The following is a 20,807-nucleotide window of genomic DNA, read 5'->3' on the forward strand; positions in this document are numbered from 1 at the left end:
ACGGATTCCGACATTTCGTTGCCGTCCATGCGCGGGATGACTGGATACTGGCGGTCATGGTCATCGTCGACGTCGTCTTGGAAACCTACGACGCGGTGGACTTCACGGCCTGGCCGATCGCAGAGCCGTCGAGTGACCGTCTGCTCGCTCTCTCCGGCCAGATGTCCCCCGCCGAAGTCGGAACGGCCATGGCCGTCATCTTCAGCTACAACCACATCCCAGTCGTCCACGCCGCCGGCATGACCGACGCCCACCTGGAACAGCATCTTGCCGAAAGGCAAGTTCTCATCGCTCCGGGTGGGCTGCGTTTCCGCGACACCACCACGAATGTCAACGTCTCGCCCGGGTGCTGCTTCGGCTTGGAGAACTGGCGCGACTGGTGGAGCGTAGTCCACGGGCAAGAGACCTGGCTCGGCCACGACCCCACGCCACAGGTCACCCACAATGGCCAGATTCTCCAACTCCGGCAAGACGATCAGGGCGTCCCCATCGAGATCACTCGCAGCGAGCTCTCAGACCTGCTCGCCACGGCACAACAGCGACTCACCGGATTCCTCGACCTCGCCCAGCGATGGGCCACCGCCGCCGCCCCAGGGTTGGCTGACCGGCTCATCTCTGCCCTCGACGAACATTTGTCGATCACTGTGGCGGAGTAGGACTGCGGACGGCATGGCGCGCCCGGCGTCACACATCCGCAAAGACCTCCTCGCGGAGGGTCACGTCGCGCGGTCCGTTGAACGGCGCCAGCGACAGCACCGTTGCCGGGGTCCGCAGCCTCTCGTTCTCCACGAACGCCTTCCGCACCTCACCGAACGGCACATCGTCGGCCGTCAGCGCCGCGATGTGGTCGTACAGTTCCCTGTCGGCTTCCGTGATCCCATGGTCGATGTCGGCTATCGCGCCCCAGACGTCCCATAACAGCGTCTCCATCTTGTTCAACGCTGCGATGTCGAGCAGCAGATTCCCGGCCACGAAGCCCTCCCCGGACATGATCCGGCCCGGAAAGTGGAGCCCAAAGGCTCGTGGATCCGCCTCACCCGTACGAAGCATCCGCCAGGCTCTGCCTGCGACGAGAAAGCGGTCGCGCGGGATGTCCAGGGGGTCGATGTCCACCCGGAGCGGCTCAGCGATCATTACGTCGGCGAGTTGCGGATCAGACAAACACCAGCCACGCTCATCGTCCCAGTACTCCGTAACCATGTGGTCCACATGGAAGCCTGCGGGGCCGAGATAGGCGGCAAAGCCGGACCGTAGACGCGCGGGTATCCCCACGTGACGCAGGAACGAGCAGTACAGCAGCGCGAAATCCCGGCAGACCCCAACGAACCGGTCATCAGGCTCGCGACGCCGCGCCAAGGGCTCATCGTTCCGTCCGACGATGATCGCCAGAATGTCGTCGGCATAGCGCGTCTCGGCATCATTGTGGAGCCGATCCCTCGGGATGTCGTACCGGAAGCGGTCGCCCTCCCATCGATGGATCATGAGACCGCGGACAATGCTTGCGAGCCGGGCCAGATCCATCGGCAGGTCGGCATAGAGCGTGGCCAGCCCGCCTGGCGTGGAAAAGCCGCTTTGAGCGACGTAGAAGGCCGCGACGTCTGGCAAATGGCAAGCGGACGGCGTCAGAGGTCTTGAGGCATTAGACAAGCGCTGCTCCAGAGGAGAGGTCCGCGATCCGCCGTGGGCTCCTGGGGCTTGGCGAGGTCCGGAGGGGACTACTCAGAGCGCCGGTCGTGCGCCTCGATCGCGCGGACCTCCCGCCTACCGCCTCTTACACCCACCGGTTCGGCCGAAGCCTCGGGCGCCCTCGTGCGCCTGTTGTCGGGATGTGCGGAGCGTAACACTGCGGGATGCGAGGGTTCATGCCTATTTACGGCACAGGGTCTGCGGTCGATGTACGGCGGAGCGGTCGAGGCGAACCGACTAGGAGAGGCCGCACGCCCGCGCCGCCGCCCCATCGGGCGGCGGCTTTGACGACATATAGGAGGATCGATCGAATGCGCGCTCGATCGTGGGTTGAGCTGTTGGAACAGACGTCAGCGGGGCCCTGGCGTACGCCCACGTCCATGATCGTCCGCGCTGCTTGTCACTCACTCCCCGGGCCAACTCGGGCGCGAGGTTGTCTCTCGGTGCCGCCTGGAGCGAAAGGCCGGGAAGCTTGATGTCGGGCGATCTCCAAAATGGAGAGCCCACGCGTCTACGGGTTGCTGATGACGGGTGCGGGGCTACGAAAATTGGTAGATCTTCTACACATACTTCCCGTTATGCGATATTTCCGACACAGTCCTTGACCTGGTCTTTTACTCTCGACGGAGCCCCCAGCTACCTCTTTAGAGGCACTTGACCTGCGGAAACGGCGAGGTACTCTCGCCCTACCACAAGCTTCCGGTTTAGCCACATCAGTCCATAGTCATCACTTCTGTCAGGATCTGTATGGGTAAATCCGGCCTCGTCCCGGAGGTCCCACGACTCCATGACGCACCAAACTGCCCCGACCGCTCCACAGGCAGCCGATGACCACGCGGGCCAGCCGGCGGGCCAGCGCTCTCAGCAACCGCCTACGGATGCCGGAGGCCGCCAGGATTCTCACGAGAACCGTCAGGGCACTCAGGTGAAGCCGACCGGCCCAGCGAGCCCCGACGAAGACGGCACCAGCCGAAACGGCTCCCACCACGAGGGCGTCAACCCGTCGCCGAGCGCGACCCGCCCCACACCTGAACCGACCCGCGCCTCGGACACGCCGCCATCCGCGACCGCACCGACGCCCTCCTCAGACACACCCACCTCGGCATCCGACGCATCTTCAACCACGGCTACTCCACGGCCAACTTCAGATGCACCGACTGCCACCCCCACCTCCGATACGCCTTCCTCCACGCCCACCGCCACCGCGTCGGACTCGTCCTCCCCCGCTGCCACCCCTACATCGTCAGGCTCACCGTCATCCACCCCCACCTTTACGCCGTCGGATTCATCGTCAGTCACCCCCACCCCCACCCCCACAACATCCGGCTCGCCCTCGCCCTCGGATACCGCCACGACGTCGGACTCGCCGTCAGCCACAGCCACCTCCGAAGCCGAGCCGGCCGCCACCTCCGCTGAGGCGACGACCACGACTTCGTCCTCGCCCATGCCAACCACGAGCTCCACAACCGAGCCCGCCATTGCGGAGGACACCCCAGCCACGCCGACGTCGTCCAGCACCATGGCTCAAAGAGCACTCCCCACACACGTCAACGCCGCGGTCACCGACCCGCTGCCGAGCTTGTCCACTCCAACGATGATCACCTCGGCCGTGGTGGTCGTGGCGGCCCTGCTGGCTGTGCTCACCGTGCTTGTGGCCAAGGCCCGCCACAGGACGCGCTTGGCCACCGCCGGATACGTGGAACCCATCCCATCCATGTCCACCCCCCACCACAGCACCGCCGAGGCCGACGAGGGCGACCAGTGGAGGCGGCAACTCCTGGAAGCCATCGAGGCCGCCGCCGCTGACCGACGGGAAAATGTCCTACCCGACGCACGCTACGGACAGGAGAACCCGCGACCCGAGAACAGTTCGCCGGTACTCGGCTCCGCCACGGACCCTCAGGAGACCGCCGCCTGGACTCCAGCATTCGAGCCCCTCAATCCCCCCGGCCCCCTGGAGTCGCTCTTCAGCTCCGAACCAAGCAATAGCGTCGTCAACCTCCCGGAGACCTCCCCGTTCGACCCCTTCGCCCCGGCGGAGAGCGACCCTGACTCGGAGTACCACGGACGCAGGCGGCGCAGCGAACATCCCGCCACCGATGAGGGTGCCGACGAAGAGACCCCGCCGGGAGACACCGGTCAGTCCACCCCGTAGCCGGTGGCGACGACACCCCGCCGGGACACCGCGTCCCGGCTGCGGGTCCAGGGCCTTGCGATCAGCCGTTCCATGCCCAGCGCGATATGTCCGTAGATAGACCCCGAACCCTGGCCGGCGCGGGACGGTAGTCACGCAGAAGGCCACCTCTGAGTTCGAGGTGGCCTTTGAGCTGGTCGGGGCGACAGGATTTGAACCTGCGACTTCTCTCCCAAATCAGATCGAACTCATATTCTATATGTGCCAGCCGTTAGGTAGACACACTTTCAGCGTCCGCTGGAGTCCGTCCGTGTGCGCGGCCGTCCGCCCCGATTGTCAAGCAGAACGACAAGCAGATAGGCGCTTCGCGCGCCCTTCCACGAACCGCGCTTCGCACGGGAGAAGCGCTGCAACATGTTGCAGCCGTCATCGCGCGCAGCGCGCAGGGAGGGCGCGCGTAGTGCCTTTTGCTCCTCCCCTGACTCCAGGGGCTATGGAGAGGACGTGATGGAGGCGACTGCAGGCTGCGGAGCCTCGCCGGGTTCCTTCGCCTCACCCTTGGCGAACATCGCCCAGCCGACGAGCACTGCGAGCATCACAGCGCCTCCTGCGAGGAGCGTCCCGCGCACGCTCCGGGTGTGTGGCCGAACCCATGTGCGTCCGCCGCCCGGCCGCTTCCGATAGTGCCCTTTGACGTGGCTCTTCTTCTTGGCCGCCATGCCTGGACAGTATGAATTCGCGGACAGGTCGCATAGCGAGGGCGCGGTGACGGTTCACTGACGGCAATGCCAGGTGGAAGGGGCTTGCGAAGTCGGACCGTCACCGGACGACGCGCCAGGTGATCTAGAAGTCATCGGTGGCCTTGGCACGCAGCTTGGAGCCGCGTGCGTAGCGCCTCTTGCTCCTCCTGAGAGCGTCGCAGGGCGCCTAAGGCAAGAAGCTTGACGTTCATGATGTGCGGACGAACATGGTCTTGTTAGGGAGCTTCTCGGCGCGCAGGGACAACGGGGACACCCGACGTGGTGGCGTGTCCCTCAAAATCGGCCGTTTTTGTGCTGGTCAGAAGCAGTTCAGGGACACCGGGGACAGCGGGGACATCTAGACAGCGGAGTCGATGACATGGACTCAAGCTCCGAATGTAAGAAGCGGAACGTCATAGAGACTCGGCTGTCGGGGCCTCGTCATGGACGGTGAGACCACCTCGACTACGAGCATTTCCGTAAGGAACTGCACGCGAGCTGACAGCAGGTGGCTCGTGTGGCCTACTGCGGACCGCTCTTTGAGCCCTAGCGTGGTGTGGATGTGCGGCAGGATGCCGCCGGTCTCGGTGTCCGCTGCGATGGTCCCGCATCCCATGGCTTCAGCGTTGGTCAGGTGGACCTCGGACCAGATCGGAGCGTCGGGGTCTTCAAGCTTCTCGCACGTGCCTACGATCTCCGCCTCAGGGAAGCCCGCGAGGAACATGGGGATGTAGCCCTGACGGATGCCGTTCTCGCGGCAGAAGTCGGAGAGTGCCGAGAAAGCAGCCTGATGACCAAACGCCGCAGCAAAGGCGACGGCGGGTTGCACTGGGACGCCCGCCGCCAGCGCTGGATCGCCACACTGACAGTCGGCTACACCCCCGCCGGAAGCGCATCGTCAAGACAGGCAGCGGAAAGGCTAAGACTGAAGCCAAGAACAAGCTCAAAGAGATCGTCCGAGACTACGAAGACGGCCTAACCACCGTACCGGGCGACTACACCGTAGAGCAGGCCGTCATGGACTGGCTGACCTACGGGCTCAGCGGGCGCGCACAGAGCACGGTGGACCTGTACGCCACCGAGTGCCAGAAGCACATCATTCCCGCACTGGGCAAGCGGAAGCTCCGCGAGCTTCGTACGGAAGACGTGGACAAGTGGCTCGCCGCCAGGGCCAAGACCCTCAGCACCCGGACGTTGCAGATCATTCGGTCCCGCCTGAGTCGAGCCGTCAAGCGGGCGATGGCCCGCGACAGGGTCAAGCGGAACGTCGTGGAACTATGTGGCGTCACCGCGGGCAAGGAAGGCCGACAGTCCAAGGCGATGACGTACGCCCAAGCGGACGCGGTCCTCAGAGCCGCTGAGGGGACCGGCATGCATGCCTACATCGTCCTCTCACTCCTCACCGGGGCGCGGACAGAGGAGCTGAGAGCTCTCATCTGGGATCACGTGGACCTGACAGGGCTCCCGAACGCGGACCCGCCCGTACCGCCGTATATGGCCGTATGGCGTTCCGTACGGGCGGGCGGGGACACCAAAACCCGGAAGTCCCGGCGCACGCTGGCACTGCCCAAGAGGTGCGTTGATGTACTCAGAGGGCTCCAGGGCATCCAGAGAAAGGCACAGGGCGACTCGTGGAAGACAAGCGGCCTGGTATTCGCGTCCACGGCCGGAACCGAGCTGGACGCGGCCAACGTACGCCGCGCGCTCCGCAACGTCATCAAGGATGCCGACGGGCTGAATCCGAAGGAGTGGACGCCCCGAGAGCTGCGGCACAGCTTCGTGTCCCTGCTCTCCGACAACGGGCTACCGCTCGAAGAGATCTCCCGGCTGGTCGGTCACAGCAGCACAGCGACGACCGAAGCCGTTTACCGGAAGCAGATCCGTCCGGTAGTCCAATCGGGGGCCGTAGCTATGGATCACATTTTCAGGCTTTGACGGGTATGGGGACACGCGCCTCGTGTGTGGCCCCATACCAGAGCCAGCCATTCCGACCGCAGGTCCCGCGCCCATGCCTAACATTGGCACATGCCAGCAGGACAAGTCTCTGTATGGGTTCCGATTGCTGTTGCAGTACTCGGCATCCTGGGCGTGCTAGCAGGACAGTTTCTAAGCTTCCGGCGGGAAGATCGCCGGTGGCAGCGAGAGGTGGAGCGCGAAGAGCTCCGGTGGAACCGTGACCAGGAGCGCGACGTAGAGGCCCACTGGCGGGATGAACGCTTTGAGGCATACGTCCGACTCACGCAAGTCCTCGGACGTTGGGAACCCCTTCTCTATGAGGAGGTGGAGAACATGCTTCGAGGGAACCCCGTGAGCGAGGAAAACCTAGAAGCGATGTCGCCGATGGAACGTGAGGCTGACGAAGTCATGGCGCGAGTATCGTTACTTGGATCAAGCAAAGTTTACAACACGTGCATGGAAGTTGTGGACTTCTACCGATTTACCATGTATGAACTGCGCGCACGCAAGCTTGTTCCCGGCAACCAGCATCCCCAAGACGTCGTCGTGGACAGCTACCACGAAGTCGTGGACACGGTTCGTGGTGATCTAGGTCTCGGTCCGCGTCATGGTAAAGCTCCGGCTTCCGAACCACGTCTGACGCCACAGTCAAGCAGTTAGACAAGCAGAAGGCCCCTCCCACACCAGGAGGGGCCTTTGAGCTGGTCGGGGCGACAGGATTTGAACCTGCGACTTCTTGCTCCCAAAGCAAGCGCGCTACCAAGCTGCGCCACGCCCCGTCTCGCCGGGTACGCACGCGCTCCGTGACTCCGGTACGCTTACGCCCTGACGACCGGATGAAGTCTAGACCAGACTTCGACCGGTTCGCGCGGACGTAGCTCAATGGTAGAGCCCTAGTCTTCCAAACTAGCTACGCGGGTTCGATTCCCGTCGTCCGCTCTCACGGCGAAAGGCCAGGTCAGCCCCATGAGGCGACCTGGCCTTTGCGATCTCCGCCACTTCTTCTCGATCTTCCGTGCCTGTCGCGTGCCCGATGCCTTCTTTCCGTGCTCCTTCAGCGCCTTGCCGAGCGCCTGCGCGATGGCCTGGTCACGGTCCTGTGTCGCGTGCTGGTAGATCAGCGCCGCTCGGGTGGAGGAGTGCCCCATCCGGGTCATCAGCTTGCGGAGGCTCGCGTCTGTGGACGCGGCGAGGGTGTTTCGCGCGTGCCGGAGGTCATGGAGGTGAAGGTCGGGCAGCTTCACCGTGATCTGGACTTTGTTCCAGATGCGCCGGAAGGCCGAGCGGCGCAGCCGGCCACCCTTCGGGCCGCGTGCTGCGCGTGCGGTCTGGGGACCGTTCTCGCGTGCGGTCCGCCACTCGGGCCGCAATCGGGATGCGCTACCTTCCTCCACTATTCCGGTCCCGGCACCATTGCCCTACGATCAGCCGCTGTGACGACCTTATTTGACGTGCTCCTCGTCGCTCTCCCTCTGACCGCTCTCGGCAACGCCATATGGCGCGCTGGCATGAATCCTGGCGCCGTAGTTACGACCTTCCGAACCGGCTTCCTCGGCGCTGGCGTGGCTTTGTTTCTTCTTGCCCTGGTCAGCTCATCTGGCTTGTTCGGTAATTCCTTCGCCGCCAGCGATGAAACCCTCGATATTACGGTGAAGGTGGGATTCGGGATGATGCTCGGAGCGCTCGTTTGCGCAGTCACCGAACGGCGAAAGGACACCCATGCCTCCGGCGGGGGCGCTCGGCTCCGGGATGATCGCGACCATCGGTGACCGGTGGATGAGTGGCTGAGGTGAGGCCTGACGCTCCTATGTGCAACCGATGCGTGCATTACGCACGACTTCGGTCATAGGTACCGTGTCGGAGTGAGTCAGAGTGGGGCACAGGCGGCGGCGTTCTTTCGCGATGTCGCATCCCACCGCACAGTGTGGACAGTGCAGGACGGTAACGGCAAAAGGCCAGGTCATCCAGTACGGGGAGCCTGGCCTTTGCGATCTTCGTTCTGCTTCGCCCGTTGTGCGCCCGATCGGCCACGAGCACTTGTGCGATGACCCGGTCGCGCTCCTGCGACCGGCCGCCACGTCCAGGCAGACGGGAAGCGTCAGGCAGGGGGCAGGGACGAGGGGCCGTGGGAAGACCGCGCGAGGCGGTCTTGGACCTGACGCCGGCGGTGAGCGGGGATGTGGTGGGCGTTCATCGACCGTTGCAACAGAGCGGAATCGAATCCGTGCGTGCCCATGTGGTCGAGGAGCGGGTCGTATCGATCAGCCCGATCTCGTAGGAGCTCCGTGACCAACCGGAGCTCCAGCCGGACTACCGGCACCTGGTGAGAGCCGCAGGCGACCAGGACGTAATGCTGCCATGGGCCGCTGCCCACACATTCCCAACCGTCCGAATCGACTTGCCGCTCGACGGTGCTGAGCTCCACTTCGACGCCATTCACCTCGAACCTGGTGAAGTATTGGGAAGATTCGGGGAGCCATGAGGCGGCATTCAGGCAGGGGAACGAGGAGAGCGCCGCGGCGAACGTTTCTACGTCTTCTCGGCTGGCGAGCAGGATGTCGATGTCCCCAGCGCGGAGTGGGACGCCTTGCAGGAGTGCGGCGCTTGTGCCGCACACGCGATATGCCGGGTTGGCGTTCGCAGCTCCGAGCGCCTCGAGCGCCATGTCTAATGCCGTGGTTATATCCGCCAAAGTCAGTGAGCGCATAGAGATCAACGTAGCCATCATGCGAGTGCGCGCGTCAGGCCTCCCGCGCACGCGGTCCGTGCCAGACGATCTTGTGGTGGTTTCGGCTGATATCGCACTTCGTGAGTCAAGCTCGGTTACGCTCTTGATCTCGGTACCGGGCGTGCCCGATAGGGAGGCCGCATGGCGGACAAAGGGATCACGACGATAGGCCGGTGCTACGGCTGCAAGCGCACCTTCGGCTACGACCCGGAACGCGTCACGATGTTCCTGGTCGACCTCGACACCTCAGCTCCCGCAGGTACACAGCGTGAGCCCACGCCGGAAGCCCTGGCTCGGTCGCGGCGGGAACCTGTGTGCCCCGATTGCGTGCGCCGAGGGCGGCACGCCAGGCAGGACGACGGGCCCACCTGGCCACGCGGCACCGCCTGAAGGCCACTCGTGGTCACGCGGCACCGCCTGAGCGGCCCCCAACCACCGCCTGGGCGGTCCCGGGCCCACCTGAGCGGTCCCGCAACCGCCCGAGTGGCCCCGGAGAGGGCCCCAGCGGTCCCGGCGCCACCTGAGCGGTCGCGGGACGAGCGCTTGGGCTTGGGTTGAGTTGCGGAGTGAGCGCTCAGGCTCGGGTTGAGTCGCGAGGTGAGCGCGTAGGCTCTGGGTGATGCGTGCGCGAGCGATCTCCCGAGAGGCCCTGGTCGAGGAGCTGGCCGAGCGGATCGCGGGCCTGCCGCGCGACTCCTACGCGCGGGTCGCCGTCGACGGAGCCCCGCCCGCCCATCCCGAACGGCTGGCGGACGAGCTGGTCGCGCCGCTCAGGACGCGGGGCAGGGCCGTGTTGCGGGTGTCCGCCGCCGACTTCCTGCGGCCCGCGTCCCTCAGGCTCGAGTACGGCCGGACGGACCCCGACGCCTTCTACGACGACTGGCTCGACACCGGCGGGTTGACCCGCGAGGTGCTCGGGCCGCTGGGGCCCCAGGGGACCGGCAAGGTGCTGCCGGCGCTCTGGGACAGCCGGGCCGACCGGGCGTACCGCCTGCCGTACCAGACGCTGCCTCAGGGGGCTGTGCTGCTGCTCGACGGGACGCTGCTGCTGGGCCGCGGGCTGCCGTTCGAGGTGAGTGCGCATCTGTGGCTGTCCGAGGGGGCGCTGGGGCGCATGACCGGGGAGGACGAGCGGTGGCGGCTGCCCGCCTACGCGCGCTACGAGCGGGAGGCCGATCCGCTGCGGACCGCCGATGTGGCCGTACGCGCGGACCATCCCGGACGAATGGCCATCCTGATTGAGGACGGGCGGTAACCGGCGCAGACTGAGGTCATGAGCTCCAGCATTCCCAGTCGCTGGTACAACGTCGTGCCCGATCTGCCGGCGCCGCCGCCTCCGCCGCTGCATCCGGGCGCGCCGGCTGGAGAAGGCGCTCGGCACGCCCGCGCGGATCTACTACAAGTACGAGGGCGTCTCCCCCGCCGGGTCGCACAAGCCGAACACCGCCGTCCCCCAGGCGTACTACAACGCCCGCGAAGGCGTACGGCTGCTCACCACGGAGACCGGAGCGGGACAGTGGGGGTCGGCGCTGGCGTTCGCGTGTGCGCAGTTCGATCTGGAGTGCCAGATCTGGATGGTCCGCGCCTCCTACGACCAGAAGCCTATCGGCGCTCGCTCATGCAGGTGTACGGCGCGACGGTGTACCCCGGCCCCTCGACCGTGACCGGGGCGGGCAGCAAGGTGCTGGCCGACGACCCCGGCTCGCCCGGCAGCCTCGGCATCGCGATCAGCGAGGCGGTCGAGGTGGCCGGCGCGAACCCGGACGCCCGTTACGCGCTCGGCTCGGTACTGAACCACGTGCTCATGCACCAGACCGTCATCGGCGAGGAGGCGCTGGCCCAGCTGGCGGAGATGCCGGACCTGATCATCGGCTGCACCGGAGGCGGCTCGAACTTCGCCGGGCTCACCTTCCCCTTCCTGCGCGAGAAGCTGGCCGGGAATCTCGACGTCACGCTGCGCGCCGTGGAGCCCGAGGCGTGCCCGTCGTTCACGCGGGGCGTCTACGCCTACGACTTCGGCGACGCGGCGGGCTTCACTCCGCTGCTCAAGATGCACACGCTCGGCCACGGGTTCGTGCCCGACCCGATCCACGCGGGCGGGCTGCGTTACCACGGCATGTCGCCGTTGCTGTCGCACATGTACGAGCTGGGCCTGTTCGAGGCGGTCACCAAGTCACAGACCGAGTGCTTCGAGGCTGGTGTGCGCTTCGCCCGTACCGAGGGCATCGTCCCGGCGCCCGAGCCGACGCACGCGCTGGCCGAGACCATCGCCGAGGCGCTGCGGTGCAGGGAGAGCGGTGAGGAGAAGGTGATCCTGACCGCGCTGTGCGGGCACGGCCACTTCGATCTGGCCGCCTATGACCGCTACCTGTCGGGGCGCATGGAGGACTACCCGCTCCCGCAGGAGCGCATCGACGAGGCCCTGCACGGTCTCCCGAGCTGAGCCGTCGCACCGGCCGGGGTGAAGGAGCTCACCGCGGCCGGCCGGCCGTCAGTTCGCGTTCGGGCGCTTGCCGTGGTTGGCCTTCTTCTTCTTGCGCGCCTTGGTCTTGCGAGATCGCTTCGCCATGGATACCTCCAGTGATCGGTCCGCTTCCCAACGTCTCGCGCTGTGGTCTACCGCACAACCCGTACGACCTAACATTCCCCAACAAAGCCGTGTCATAATTTGGTGGAATCTGTTGGAAGGAGCGGGGGCGTGCTCGCACAGCAGCGCCAGCAGGCGATTCTCGAACGCGTGCGCAGCAGCGGCGGCGTTCGGGTGGCCGACCTCGTTCGCGAGCTCGGCGTCTCCGACATGACGGTCCGCCGCGACCTCGAGGTGCTCGCCGAGCGCGGGCTGCTGGAGAAGGTGCACGGCGGCGCGACCGCGCTGGGTCCCGGCTCGACCGAGGAGCCGGGCTTCACCGCCAAGTCCGCCCGCCAGCAGCAGGAGAAGGAGGCTATCGCGCGCCGCGCCGCCCAGTTCGTCCGGCCCGGCACCGCGGTCGCCCTGTCAGCCGGGACCACCACCTGGGCCCTGGCCCACCACCTCATCTCGGTGCCCGAGCTCACGGTCATCACCAATTCGATCCCGGTGGCCGACGTCTTCCACCGCAACCCGCGCGCCGACCGCACGGTCGTGCTGACCGGCGGCGTACGCACGCCGTCCGACGCCCTCGTCGGCCCGGTCGCGGTGGCCGCGATCCGGCGGCTGCACGTGGACACGCTGTTCCTCGGCGTGCACGGGATGAGCGTGCGGGCCGGGTTCACCACGCCCAACCTGCTGGAGTCGGAGACCGACAGGGAGCTGGTGCACGCGGCGCACCGGCTGGTCATCCCGGCCGACCACACCAAGTGGAACACGGTCGGCATCAGCACGATCGCCGATCTGACCGAGGCAGACGCGGTCATCAGCGACTCGGGACTACCTGAGGAAGCACGCATGGAGCTGGGCGAACGCGCCGGCGAACTGATCATCGCGGAGGACTCGCAGTGAAACGCACCATCACCCACCTGGCCGACGGCCGAGAGCTGATCTACTTCGACCGGCGCGACGACGCCGACCGGAGCGCGATCGACCGGCGAGCGCTCGACCCCAGGCCGATGGCGTCGGAGCTGCGCTACGACCCGCTCACCGAGGAGTGGATCGCGATGGCGGGGCACCGCCAGACGCGTACGTTCCTGCCTCCGGCCAATGAGTGCCCGCTGTGCCCGTCGTCCGAGACGAGGACTTCGGAGATCCCGGCGTACGACTATGACGTGGCGGTGTTCGAGAACCGCTTCCCCTCGTTTTCCGGAAATTTCGGGACTTACGGGGATGTCGGGGGGTTGAGTGAGGTCCGGCCGGGGGTGGGGCGGTGTGAGGTGGTGTGCTTCACCTCTGAGCATTCGTCGTCGTTCTCGCGGCTCTCCGACGAGCAGGTGGGCCTGGTCATGGAGGCGTGGGCCGACCGTACGGCCGAGCTGTCCGCGATCGAGGGCGTCGAGCAGGTGTTCTGCTTCGAGAACCGGGGCGAGGAGATCGGCATCACGCTGCCGCACCCGCACGGGCAGATCTACGCCTACCCGTACGTGACCCCGCGGACCAAACTCCAGCTCGGCGCGGCCGCCCGGCACCGGGGCGGCAACCTCTTCGCCGACGTGCTGGCGGCCGAGCGGGCCGCCGGGGTGCGCGTGGTGGCGGCCAACGAGTTGTGGACGGCGTTCGTGCCGGCCGCCGCCCGCTGGCCGTTCGAGGTGCACGTGTATCCGCACCGGCAGGTGCCGGACCTGGCCGCGCTGTCGGAGGAGGAACGCGCCGCCTTCGCCCCGCTTTACACCTCTGTGCTGCGAGCGCTCGACGGGCTGTTCGGCGTCGCCATGCCGTACATCTCAGCCTGGCACCAGGCGCCGGTGCGGCAGGATCGTGACCTGGCTTATCTGCACCTGGAGCTGTTCAGCATCAGACGGGCGCCCGGGAAGCTCAAGTATCTGGCGGGCTCGGAGTCGGCTATGGGCGCGTTCGTCAACGATGTCCTGCCGGAGGAAGCCGCACGCATGCTTAAATCACAGGTAGATCTCTAATTGGTTGCCGCTTGGAGTCGCATGACCTTGGTTTTACCACTAATATCCCTTTTCAGCGCCGACCGAAACGGTCGGTGCTGGCCTAATCCCGGGTGCGTGGCCCGGGAGCCGGGGACCCATCGCGTCTTGGGGTGAATCCACTCAGGTGGTAAGGCGGCATCTCCCTGCCCGAACCCGTCAGCTAACCCGGCCGGCATAGGGAGAGGAAACCCTTCGTGGCGGCTGCGTCCCCCTCGAGTCTCGCCATCGCTCTCATCACCACCGCTTCCATGGCCTTCGGCGCCTTCACGGCCACGCCCGCCGCTGCCGCCCCCAAGCCCAGCGAGGCCCAGCTCCGCGCGGAGCTGAAGCAGCTGGACAAGAAGGTCGACAAGCTCATCGAGACCTACAACCTCAAGCGCGTCGAACTCGCCAAGGCCAAACAGGATTCGGAAACGACCAAGAAACGGCTGGCCACGGCGGAGGCCCAGCTCATCACCGCCCAGAAACGCGTCACCGAACTCGCGCGCCTGCAGTACCAGAACGGCACCGGCGCGCTGCCGAACCTCACCCTCCCGACCGATGCCTCCAGCGCGGCGTTGCTGGACCACCTCGCGGCCGAGCAACAGGCGGTCGTGCAGGGCGTGGCCACCGCTCGGGACGAGAAGAAGGCGGCCGCGGACCAGGCGGCCGCCCTCGAGGCGAAGATCCGCGAGGACGCCGCCAATGTCGCCAAGCAACGCGACGACGCGCAGGGCGTCATCAAGGACATCCAGAAGAAGCTGAAAGGCCTCATCCCGTTCGGCCCCGGCCGCCGCTCGGACGGCAGCTGGGCGCCCGAACTGCCCTCAGGCACCGACAACATCACCGCCCGGATGCGGGTGATCCGCGGGCTGATCCAGAAGGACTTCGCGCTGCCGTACGAGGTGGGCTGCTTCCGCTCGGGCGGCGGCGGCGAGCACCCGCTGGGGCGCGCGTGCGACTTCATGATGAGCACCGGCGGCAGCATGCCCAGCGCGGCCAACCAGGCACTCGGCGACCGCGTGGCGGCCTGGGCGCTGGAGAACAAGGACAAGCTCGGGGTCAAGTACGTGATCTGGAAGCAGCGCATCAACCAGGGCTCGGGGTGGAGCTCGATGTCCGACCGCGGCAGCATCACCCAGAACCACTTCGACCACGTGCACATCTCGATGTTCTAGAAAGGGGACGAATAGCATCTGATGAGCTATTCGCGCTCTTGAAGAAGGCGTTTTGGCCGGTCGTCGGTCTGCGAGGGTGGCGTCCTCCAAGGTCGTTCTGTGCGTTGGTGCGTGGCCAACTGCCTGCCACTTTCCGGGTTCGCCGGACGGTATCTCGCATCAGATGCGAGCATGTCGCATCTGATGCGAGGTGGTGTTTGGGGTGAAACGGGTCTCAGTTGCCGGGGGACATTGAGGATTGGGCGACGGAGTTGTTGTCGTCGCCGGGCCCGCTGGCGCGGTCGACCGTCCGGACCTATCTGAACCAGATCGCGATGTTCTGCGACTATCTCACCGACGCCCGCTACGGGTGGGCCGACCAGTGCGTGGAGTACTTCGGGACGCATCCGTCCCAGGTCTGCCATGAGGACAACATGCCGTCCCACTCCTCGCCCTATGAGGGACGGCCGGAGGTACGGGCGCTGACCCGCAGGAGCTGCAGGACTTCTTCGACTACGCCGACGAGCAGGTGCTGAGGGCGCGTGCCTCGGGCCGGAAGGGATGGTTGCCGGCGTTCCGGGACGCCACCTTGTTCAAGGTGATCTACGCGTGGGGACTACGGCGGCGGGAGGCAGAGAATCTGGATCTCGCTGACTTCTCCCGGAACCCCAAGGCACCGGAGTTCGGACGCTACGGCGCGTGCTTTGTGAGGTTCGGGAAGGCGGTGAAGGGATCGCCTCCCCGGCGGCGGACGGTCCTGACGGTCTGGGACTGGTCGGTCGAGGCTGTTGCCGAGTACGTGGAGGAGGTCCGGCCGCTGTTCGGGGTCGGCAAGCGGCAGTTGCTCTGGCCCTCGGAACGCGGAGGACGAATCACGGGACGGCACATCACGCGCAGGTTCGCCGAGTATCGGGACGCACTAGGTCTGGAGGAGGTGCTGCATCCGCACTGCCTGCGGCACTCTTACATCACGCATCTGATCGAGGACGGCGCCGATCCGTTCTTCGTGCAGCGGCAGGTCGGGCACGCGTGGGGGTCGACGACTGCCATCTACACCCATGCCGGGTCGGACTTCATGAACAATGCCCTGCGAGAGGTGCTGGACGCCGGACTGAGGGGAACCGAGTGATGCAGACGATCCGTTACCGGTGGCATCTGCGGGAGCTGATGGCCCGCCGCGGCATGTTCAACACCACCGACCTGGCCCCGCATCTGGCCGAACGCGGCATCGAGATGTCGGCCTCCCAGGTCCACAGACTGGTGACCGGCACCCCGGAGCGGCTCAACCTGCAGGTGTTCGCCGCGCTCTGCGACATCCTGGACGCCAGCCCCGCCGAGTTGTTCGAGCCGGTTGTGGTGGAGCGGGCTCGCCGCAAGACCGCCGAAGAGTCCGGCCCGGCCCCGGCCGTCTCGCCGGGCGAGGTCCGTCGGCCACATCGGGCCCGAATTCTGCCCGACGAGCCATGAGCCGACGCCTAGGCCGATGCGCCGACTGCGGTCGTGATGGCCAGATCGGCGGGCGCCGTCCGGACGGCGCTCAGGTCTGCGGCAGCTGCTATCGCGCCTACAAGCCTAAGCATCGCTGCGATGCGTGCGGTGACTGCGGTTCCCCGCGGTCAAGGCAGGCGGACGCTCTGGTAGCGGCAAGACCCTCTGCTCGATCTGCTATCGGGCCACCCGGCCCAAGCGCCTATGTGATGGTTGCGGCCGGCTCCGCATCATCAACGCCGGCAGGGCGGATCACGGTGAGCCTGCACTCTGCGTCACCTGCTACCCGCGAACCCAGGCCAAGATAACCTGCTCCGACTGCGGCGAACTGGCGCCGCCCGTCGTGGTTCCGGGCGGCCGCAGCGACACCAACCGCGTCCTCTGCTCCCGCTGCTATGCACGTCCTCGTCGCCCCTGCGGGGTCTGCGGACGATCCCGCCGGGTCGCGCTGAAAGCCACTGACATCAGCCCTGACATCTGCCCTACGTGCTATCAGGCACCCGAGGTGTCCTGCGCGATCTGTGGTCGGCGCGACCGTGGTCGGCACACCGGCATCGGTGATGCTCCGGCGTGCTTCGGTTGCATGCTCGCCGATCGCGTGGACGTCCTGCTCACGGGGCCTGACGGGAGCATCGCAGGGACACTGATGCCGCTGCGCGAGGCCATTCTCGCGACGAACAACGCCCAGGCTGCCCTCTCCAACTTAGGCCGCAGCCGAGCCCATAACGTCCTAGCGGAGATCGCCACCGGACGCGCCTCGCTCACCCATGCCACCCTGGACCAGCACGGCTCCAGCCGATCGATCGATCACCTGCGCGCGCTGCTCGTCGCCGCCCATGCCCTCCCCGCCCGCGACGAGCACCTAGTCCGGCTGGAAGCCTTCGCCCGCACTATTGCGGCCTCTGCTCACCCTGACGACAGGACGATCATTGCTCTGTTCGCGCACCCATCTGCTGCGACGCCTCCGCAGACACCTCAACGGCTCCGCGCTCCAGCCTGGAGCGGCCTACCGGGCACGCGCCGAACTCGCCGCCAGCAGTCGCTTCCTCGCCCACTTGCGCCGCCGAGGCCGCACCCTGGCCACCTGTCGACAGATCGACTTGGACGCCTGGCTTGCCAGTCCTCGGCTCGCGAACAGCACTCGCAGTTTCTGGTCTTGGGCCATCAAGATGAGAAACCTGCCGCCCCTGGACATCCCCATCAGGATCAACACCGAGCCGTCCCAGTTCACCCCGGACGACCACCGATGGGCGCAGGCACGACGCCTGCTGACCGAAGACACTCTCCCGACCGCCGACCGGGTCGCCGGCCTCTTGGTCCTGCTGTTCGCTCAGCAGGTCAGCCGAATCGCCCGACTCACACGCAGCCACATCCACCATCGCGACGACGGACTCACCGAGCTCAGCCTCGGCGCCACGAACGTCGTTCTTCCCGGTCCGCTCGCAGACCTGATCAACCAACTTCCCACCCCGCGCAGCGATGGCACCGCTCGCCACCTCCACGATGGAACCTGGCTATTCCCCGGCCGTCGCCCCGGCCAGCCCCTCCACCCCACCACCTTGTCCCGCCGCCTAGCCCAGCTCGGCATCGACGCCCGCCCCGACCGCAACAGCGCCCTGCTCGATTACGCCCGTCAGCTCCCTCCACCCGTGATCGGCAGACTCCTCGGTCTCGCGCCAGGAACCGTCGACCGGTGGGCAACGATCTCCGGTGGGCGATGGGCCCGCTACAGCAACATGGCTAGTCGCACGCCCGATCGGACATGACGGGCTGCAAGAAGTCCAAGAACCGGCGCTGGCTCCTGTCGTGAACAGCCAGGCCGTCGAGAGCCAGGATCTGAATTACCCCAGCTCGTGGACATAGGTTCCTTGACTCCTGCAGGATTCAAACCCGATCACTCGAGGAGGTAACCCTCATGCGTGAAGAGATCATCAAGACAGGCGACCTCGATGACGCCCTGTCGATGCTGGCCGACGAAGCTCCTCACGCCGAGTTCTTGGAGGCGATGACGCAGGTCCTAGGCGATGACTACGAGGTTCAGCTGGATGAGAAGGCCGCCTTGGCCTATATCGCAGGCCCTGCCTGGTGGGAGTCCTACACCCAGCCGGATGAGGGAGAGTGTGACACCTACACAGTCGAGCGCCTGCTTCCCAGCGAACTGCTGGCCACAAAACTCATCGCCGACGCGATCAGTCACGCGTCCATGCGGCCTGATCTGCACGATGCTCTGCTTCAAGAGGTAGCCCGAGTCCAGACGGCCGCAGCACGAGAAGGGTCATAGGGCTATCACCGGTAGAGGCGTGCCAGCTGCGGCATATGGGCTGATCAGGACTGAGTAGAGGTGGATGACGTGGCCGAAGTGCCTGAGATGCTGCTGTCTGTCTTTGAAAGCCAGTTACGAGGCCTGGTTCCGCAGGACTTGCCATGGGGAGCCGTCGTCGAGCGGGACGGGTCGCTGGTTCGCACCCACTATGGCACCCACGGAACCGTCGCCCACACCGGTCCAGCCGGCGACGACCTGGCGGAGTTGATCCGTCGACAGCAGGACCTCTTCGCCGCGCGCCACGAGCCAATCGAGTGGAAGGTTTACGCTCACGACTCCCCGCTGCTCGGCGAATCGCTGCGGGCCGCGGGGTTCGTCCCGGGGCCGGAGCGCTCCCTTCTCGTGGTTGACATCGCGGACGTTCCGTCGCCCGAAGTCCTCCGGCCGGGCATGAGGGTACGGCACCCTCTCTCCGGAGAACGTGAGCGACTGCTCCGTAAGGCCGTGGCCGCACCCGAGCAACGACGGCCGCTCTCCGAGATGGAGGCCGACGGGACGGCCCGCGGGGCGGGATCGGAGATGGAGATCCTGGTGCTGGAGTACGACGGGCGAATCCTGGACACGCTCTGGATAGAACGCGTGGGCGGCACCGACTTCGCAGCCATCGGAGGCATCACCGGCCCCCGCCGCGAACTGCTCCAAGCCGCGGCCGCCTGGGCCGAATGGCGTGGTCTACGCGTGTTCCGGCCCCGTACGCCGCGATATCTCGTAGCCGAAGCGCCCGACTCGCTGGTGCCCGCTTACGTCACCACGGGCTTTCATGAGATCGCCCAGGTGAGCACCTACCGCTGGGCGCCCGCAGGCGAGCCGGCCACTGACCGTGCCACGAAGCAACTCCTGTCCGACCCCGAGCACGACGAGATCTGGAAGCGGTTCGAGACCCGATTCGAGGTGACCTATGAGACCGCCGATCGCGGCATCATCGAACCTCCAGACTCCGTCACCTGGCACCTCCCCGCCGTCGAGCGCTCGAACGATCCCTTGCTGACCCAGGTGGAGGAGGTCATCAAGCGCGGCATACGCGCCAGCGCTCAGCCTGGAGATCGGCTCTACTGTCTCAAGTGGCACACCAGCGGGTCCCGCATGGATCCGCACCGTGCCGGTGAGGCAGGTCAACCACGCTGGGCAAGTTACGCCTACCTCGTCGATGAACACGTCATCCAGGTCACCGAAGACCTCAGAATGGGCACGTTCGGCAACTGGCGTGAAGCCTCCCTGTGTGTCTTCGGCGAGGAGCTCCTGGCGCACGTGGACGAAGAACTGACCGCGCTTCTCGGCACCGTCCTGCGACGCGGCGGGCGCCCGGTCGGCAACGTCTGGAGCTTCGGTCCCTGACGACATGCCGGCCAGGTGGATTCAACCCGACATGGGCTGATCGGGACCGCTGCCATTCATACACTCTGAAAAAGACTCTCCGCCACTAGGTGCCCGGGCACCTTCTCGCATCTGGTGTGAGGGGGTGTTCGGGGTGACGTAGGTCGCGGCGTACCTGGTGCTCACCGGACGCTGAAGGGGCGTCTGGTCGTGACACCATGGCGCCATGGCTCGATGGATACGCCTCTATCACCCTGCGGAAGACACCTGGTTCTACTACGAACTTGATGACCAGGAATGGGCCGTCCGACAGATCGATCTTCAAGGCCCTGACCAGTGCCCCACCGCAGCGGCAGCCCTCGACGAAGTGTTCCGGCTTCGCGATCAGCACGGGTTGGCCGAGCTTCAGGCCTACGAGCATCGTTTCGGCGTTCTCGCCGAAGGCAGCCTCGAAGGCTGGCAGGACGCCGATCAAGCCGCCGAGATCACCCGCCAGGAGTTCGAGGCGATCTGGATCCAGGCCAGACAGCACCTCGCCCGGCCCGGGCTGAACGAGCCCACGGCGACGAACTCCGCCGCACTCGCACACGCACTGAATGACCCCGCCGGGCCACCGTTACGCCCGACATCGGCAAGTCCCTGCACGTCGCCGAACTCTCCGGCCCCGGCTCGGCGCACGAGCCCGCCGGCCGGGACCTGCTGATCCGCTACGGGTTCGATGACGCCCGCGCTCGCT

22 protein-coding genes, 3 tRNA genes and 1 riboswitch are annotated in these 20,807 nt (G+C 66.2%); of the genes, 19 read left to right on the top strand and 6 right to left on the bottom strand.

Going from position 1 to position 20,807, the window contains the following annotated elements:
* Positions 1-56 precede the first annotated feature (56 nt).
* Entirely contained in the window at positions 57-656 is a 600-nt protein-coding gene (locus tag AB0C30_RS38850; protein WP_357953447.1) for a hypothetical protein, read from the top strand.
* Between the two features lie 28 nt (positions 657-684).
* Here the strand turns inward: AB0C30_RS38850 and AB0C30_RS38855 are convergent, their stop codons facing one another.
* Positions 685-1,605: a transglutaminase-like domain-containing protein gene (locus AB0C30_RS38855; RefSeq protein ID WP_357953449.1), complete on the bottom strand. Its 921-nt coding sequence runs from the start codon at positions 1,603-1,605 to the stop codon at positions 685-687.
* A gap of 1,002 nt (positions 1,606-2,607) precedes the next feature.
* Complete coding sequence (locus tag AB0C30_RS38860; RefSeq protein ID WP_357953450.1) at positions 2,608-3,207, bottom strand: hypothetical protein; 600 nt, start codon at positions 3,205-3,207, stop codon at positions 2,608-2,610.
* A gap of 73 nt (positions 3,208-3,280) precedes the next feature.
* Between AB0C30_RS38860 and AB0C30_RS38865 the strand changes: the two genes are divergently transcribed.
* On the top strand, positions 3,281-3,841 hold the full coding sequence (locus AB0C30_RS38865; protein WP_357953452.1) for a hypothetical protein: 561 nt from the start codon (positions 3,281-3,283) through the stop codon (positions 3,839-3,841).
* 173 nt (positions 3,842-4,014) lie between these two features.
* Here AB0C30_RS38865 and AB0C30_RS38870 read toward each other — a convergent pair.
* Positions 4,015-4,152, bottom strand: a tRNA-Pro gene (locus AB0C30_RS38870).
* A 1,179-nt stretch (positions 4,153-5,331) separates the two neighbouring features.
* Between AB0C30_RS38870 and AB0C30_RS38875 the strand changes: the two genes are divergently transcribed.
* Together AB0C30_RS38875 and AB0C30_RS38880 are read left to right on the top strand one after the other, a co-directional pair.
* Positions 5,332-6,495 carry a site-specific integrase gene (locus tag AB0C30_RS38875; protein ID WP_357953454.1) on the top strand — a complete coding sequence of 388 codons (1,164 nt, stop codon included), beginning with the start codon at positions 5,332-5,334 and terminating at the stop codon, positions 6,493-6,495.
* A 90-nt stretch (positions 6,496-6,585) separates the two neighbouring features.
* Positions 6,586-7,176 carry a hypothetical protein gene (locus AB0C30_RS38880; RefSeq protein WP_357953456.1) on the top strand — a complete coding sequence of 197 codons (591 nt, stop codon included), beginning with the start codon at positions 6,586-6,588 and terminating at the stop codon, positions 7,174-7,176.
* Between the two features lie 42 nt (positions 7,177-7,218).
* Here the strand turns inward: AB0C30_RS38880 and AB0C30_RS38885 are convergent.
* Positions 7,219-7,295, bottom strand: a tRNA-Pro gene (locus AB0C30_RS38885).
* An 89-nt stretch (positions 7,296-7,384) separates the two neighbouring features.
* Here AB0C30_RS38885 and AB0C30_RS38890 point away from each other — a divergent pair.
* Positions 7,385-7,455, top strand: a tRNA-Gly gene (locus AB0C30_RS38890).
* Here AB0C30_RS38890 and AB0C30_RS38895 read toward each other — a convergent pair.
* The gene (locus tag AB0C30_RS38895) at positions 7,410-7,910 is read right to left on the bottom strand and encodes a tyrosine-type recombinase/integrase (RefSeq protein WP_357953935.1); all 501 of its coding nucleotides are present in this window, start codon (positions 7,908-7,910) and stop codon (positions 7,410-7,412) included. The two genes, AB0C30_RS38890 and AB0C30_RS38895, sit on opposite strands and share 46 nt — an antisense overlap.
* A 704-nt stretch (positions 7,911-8,614) precedes the next feature.
* Complete coding sequence (locus AB0C30_RS38900; protein ID WP_357953458.1) at positions 8,615-9,223, bottom strand: hypothetical protein; 609 nt, start codon at positions 9,221-9,223, stop codon at positions 8,615-8,617.
* A 162-nt stretch (positions 9,224-9,385) separates the two neighbouring features.
* On the opposite strand from AB0C30_RS38900, the gene AB0C30_RS38905 reads away from it, so the two are divergent.
* From AB0C30_RS38905 to AB0C30_RS38970, 14 genes are all read left to right on the top strand, one after another.
* Positions 9,386-9,634, top strand: a complete 249-nt coding sequence (locus AB0C30_RS38905; protein WP_357953459.1) for a hypothetical protein — start codon at positions 9,386-9,388, stop codon at positions 9,632-9,634.
* A 229-nt stretch (positions 9,635-9,863) separates the two neighbouring features.
* Entirely contained in the window at positions 9,864-10,499 is a 636-nt protein-coding gene (locus tag AB0C30_RS38910) for a uridine kinase (protein WP_357953461.1), read from the top strand.
* A gap of 136 nt (positions 10,500-10,635) precedes the next feature.
* The gene (locus tag AB0C30_RS38915; RefSeq protein ID WP_357953937.1) at positions 10,636-10,908 is read left to right on the top strand and encodes a pyridoxal-phosphate dependent enzyme; all 273 of its coding nucleotides are present in this window, start codon (positions 10,636-10,638) and stop codon (positions 10,906-10,908) included.
* Positions 10,806-11,687, top strand: a complete 882-nt coding sequence (locus AB0C30_RS38920) for a TrpB-like pyridoxal phosphate-dependent enzyme (RefSeq protein WP_357953463.1) — start codon at positions 10,806-10,808, stop codon at positions 11,685-11,687. The genes AB0C30_RS38915 and AB0C30_RS38920 overlap by 103 nt, the downstream gene beginning before the upstream one ends.
* Positions 11,688-11,942: 255 nt before the next feature.
* A complete protein-coding gene (locus tag AB0C30_RS38925) occupies positions 11,943-12,722 on the top strand; it encodes a DeoR/GlpR family DNA-binding transcription regulator (protein ID WP_357644708.1) in 780 nt (259 codons plus the stop codon).
* Positions 12,719-13,789, top strand: coding sequence for a galactose-1-phosphate uridylyltransferase (galT, locus tag AB0C30_RS38930; protein ID WP_357953464.1), 1,071 nt, complete (start codon positions 12,719-12,721; stop codon positions 13,787-13,789). The genes AB0C30_RS38925 and galT overlap by 4 nt, the downstream gene beginning before the upstream one ends.
* A gap of 69 nt (positions 13,790-13,858) precedes the next feature.
* Positions 13,859-13,999, top strand: a riboswitch (cyclic di-AMP (ydaO/yuaA leader).
* Positions 14,000-14,004: 5 nt separating this feature from the next.
* Positions 14,005-14,967, top strand: a complete 963-nt coding sequence (locus tag AB0C30_RS38935) for a hypothetical protein (protein WP_357953466.1) — start codon at positions 14,005-14,007, stop codon at positions 14,965-14,967.
* A gap of 218 nt (positions 14,968-15,185) precedes the next feature.
* Entirely contained in the window at positions 15,186-15,482 is a 297-nt protein-coding gene (locus tag AB0C30_RS38940) for a hypothetical protein (protein WP_357953468.1), read from the top strand.
* 29 nt (positions 15,483-15,511) lie between these two features.
* The gene (locus AB0C30_RS38945) at positions 15,512-16,075 is read left to right on the top strand and encodes a tyrosine-type recombinase/integrase (protein WP_357953469.1); all 564 of its coding nucleotides are present in this window, start codon (positions 15,512-15,514) and stop codon (positions 16,073-16,075) included.
* Positions 16,075-16,413 carry a helix-turn-helix transcriptional regulator gene (locus tag AB0C30_RS38950; protein WP_357953471.1) on the top strand — a complete coding sequence of 113 codons (339 nt, stop codon included), beginning with the start codon at positions 16,075-16,077 and terminating at the stop codon, positions 16,411-16,413. Before AB0C30_RS38945 ends, AB0C30_RS38950 begins: the two co-directional genes overlap by 1 nt.
* Before the next feature lie 1,190 nt (positions 16,414-17,603).
* The gene (locus tag AB0C30_RS38955) at positions 17,604-18,200 is read left to right on the top strand and encodes a hypothetical protein (RefSeq protein WP_357953473.1); all 597 of its coding nucleotides are present in this window, start codon (positions 17,604-17,606) and stop codon (positions 18,198-18,200) included.
* A gap of 149 nt (positions 18,201-18,349) precedes the next feature.
* A complete protein-coding gene (locus AB0C30_RS38960; protein WP_357953475.1) occupies positions 18,350-18,715 on the top strand; it encodes a hypothetical protein in 366 nt (121 codons plus the stop codon).
* Between the two features lie 69 nt (positions 18,716-18,784).
* A complete protein-coding gene (locus AB0C30_RS38965) occupies positions 18,785-20,092 on the top strand; it encodes a DUF2716 domain-containing protein (protein ID WP_357953476.1) in 1,308 nt (435 codons plus the stop codon).
* A gap of 205 nt (positions 20,093-20,297) precedes the next feature.
* Positions 20,298-20,774 (top strand): hypothetical protein, encoded by a 477-nt coding sequence (locus tag AB0C30_RS38970; protein WP_357953478.1) that lies wholly within the window; start codon positions 20,298-20,300, stop codon positions 20,772-20,774.
* The last annotated feature ends 33 nt before the right edge of the window (positions 20,775-20,807 follow it).

Source organism: Nonomuraea sp. NPDC048901, from assembly GCF_040649695.1.
GTDB lineage: Bacteria > Actinomycetota > Actinomycetes > Streptosporangiales > Streptosporangiaceae > Nonomuraea.